The organism is Neisseria sp. P0022.S010 (genome assembly GCF_051956635.1).
This window is the reverse complement of sequence record NZ_JBQCXF010000503.1, coordinates 1-2,111: the sequence shown is the minus strand read 5'-3', so window position 1 is coordinate 2,111 and position 2,111 is coordinate 1. Positions and strand designations below refer to the sequence as shown.

The 2,111-nt window shown below is 50.6% G+C and carries 1 protein-coding gene, 1 tRNA gene and 1 pseudogene; 2 read left to right on the top strand and 1 reads right to left on the bottom strand.

Annotated features, from left to right (window positions below; translation table 11 throughout):
- Positions 1 to 79: pseudogene (locus ACTHUT_RS18685) on the bottom strand (Ag473 family lipoprotein); the annotation flags it as partial.
- A 182-nt stretch (positions 80 to 261) separates the two neighbouring features.
- Here ACTHUT_RS18685 and ACTHUT_RS18680 point away from each other — a divergent pair.
- Together ACTHUT_RS18680 and aldA are read left to right on the top strand one after the other, a co-directional pair.
- A tRNA-Lys gene (locus tag ACTHUT_RS18680) sits at positions 262 to 337 on the top strand.
- 301 nt (positions 338 to 638) lie between these two features.
- Positions 639 to 2,081, top strand: a complete 1,443-nt coding sequence (aldA, locus tag ACTHUT_RS18675; RefSeq protein ID WP_250601615.1) for an aldehyde dehydrogenase — start codon at positions 639 to 641, stop codon at positions 2,079 to 2,081.
- Positions 2,082 to 2,111 lie beyond the last annotated feature (30 nt).

Below are 2,111 nucleotides of genomic sequence, written 5' to 3'. Positions count from 1 at the left end.
CTTGAGTTTCCTGTTTCGCCTCTTGAGAACAAGCAGCCAAACCAGCCACCATCATCGCAGCAATCAATAATTTTTTCATGTTGTATATCCTTTGGTCTAAAAAATATCCATCAGAACTGACAGATTAGAAAATCATAACATAATTAATACTCGAAAACGGGAGAATTAACGCCAAATAACAGCCGGTTTACGTTTTTTGAAAAAAATTTCAAAAAAACAGTTGACGAAAAGAAACAAGCTCCCTATAATACACAGATTATCGGGTCGTTAGCTCAGTCGGTAGAGCAGCGGACTTTTAATCCGTTGGTCGAGCGTTCGAATCGCTCACGACCCACCAAATATGAAAACCTGCTTTGAAAAAAGCAGGTTTTTTTTATATTCTCCATCAAGCCTTTCTTCACTTGATACCTCCCTTATTATCAACATCAATAATATTCGAGCTTTGCCACAATGCTGTTATAGATGTAACTCAAAGCATCACAAACCTCTTGAATCAATCAAACCCAACTCTCCACCCATCACCTTTTTCTAAAAACTTCCAAACACCTATCATCAACCCATGCCAAATCCTCTTGTATGCCAGACAATTTAGGCATAGACTAAAACTACATCCAACTACAACAACAGGAGAAGGTTTGATGAAACAACTGTCTATGTATATCAACGGCCGCTTTGAAACCGACTTTAACGGCACATGGCGTGATGTATTGAATCCGGCAACCGAAGAAGTCATCGCACGTGAGCCTAAAGGCGGAAAAGCCGATGTTGATCGTGCCGTTGCTGCGGCCAGAGATGCACAAACTGCATGGGAGCGTTTGCCTGCCGTTGAACGCGGCGCATACCTGCGCAAAATTGCCCAAGGCATCCGCGAACGCGCCGACGAGCTGACCGACACCATTGTCGCCGAAGGCGGCAAAACCAAAGATTTGGCACGCATAGAAGTCATGTTCACTGCCGATTATCTCGACTACCAAGCCGAATGGGCGCGCCGTTATGAAGGTGAAATCATCCAAAGCGACCGCCCGCGCGAAAATATTTTATTGTTCAAACGTCCTTTGGGCGTAATCGCCGGCATTTTGCCGTGGAACTTCCCCTTCTTCCTGATTGCCCGCAAAATGGGTCCCGCTTTGGTAACGGGCAACACCATCGTCGTCAAACCCAGCAGCGTGACCCCGATCAACTGCCACATCTTCGCCGAAATCGTCGATGCGGTCGGACTGCCCGCAGGCGTGTTCAACGTGGTGAACGGTCCGGGTGCGGAAATCGGCAATGCCCTGTCCGCCCATCCGCAAGTCGATATGGTCAGCCTGACCGGCTCCGTCGAAGCGGGCCGCCAAGTGATGGAAGCCGCTTCCGCCAACATCACCAAAGTTTCGCTGGAACTCGGCGGCAAAGCCCCTGCCATCGTTCTGAAAGATGCCGACTTGGATCTGGCCGTCAAATCCATCTTGGCTTCACGCGTGGGAAATACCGGCCAAATCTGTAACTGCGCCGAACGCGTGTACGTCCACAACAGCCTGAAAGACGCGTTTATCGAAAAAATGACCGCCGCCATGAAAGGCGTGCGCTACGGCAACCCTGCCGAAGCCGAAGCAGGCGCGCTGGAAATGGGCCCGCTGATTGAAGAGCGCGCCGTCAACGCCGTTGCCGAAAAAGTGGAACGCGCCATCAAACAAGGTGCGACGCTGGTCTGCGGCGGCAAACGCGCCGAAGGACGCGGCTATTTCTTCGAGCCGACCCTGCTGACCGACACCGACAACAACATGGACATTATGAAGGAAGAAACCTTCGGCCCCGTCCTGCCTGTTTCCACTTTCGACACGCTCGACCAAGTCATCGCCTTGGCAAACGACTGCGAATTCGGTCTGACCAGCTCCGTTTACACCACCAACCTGAACGAAGCCTTCTACGTCACCCGCCGCCTGCAATTCGGCGAAACCTACATCAACCGCGAAAACTTCGAAGCCATGCAAGGCTTCCACGCGGGCTGGAAAAAATCCGGCATCGGCGGGGCGGACGGCAAACACGGTTTGGAAGAATATCTGCAAACCCAAGTCGTTTATTTGGAAACCGATATCTAACTGCCGATACTGCCCTTCATGAAACAAAAG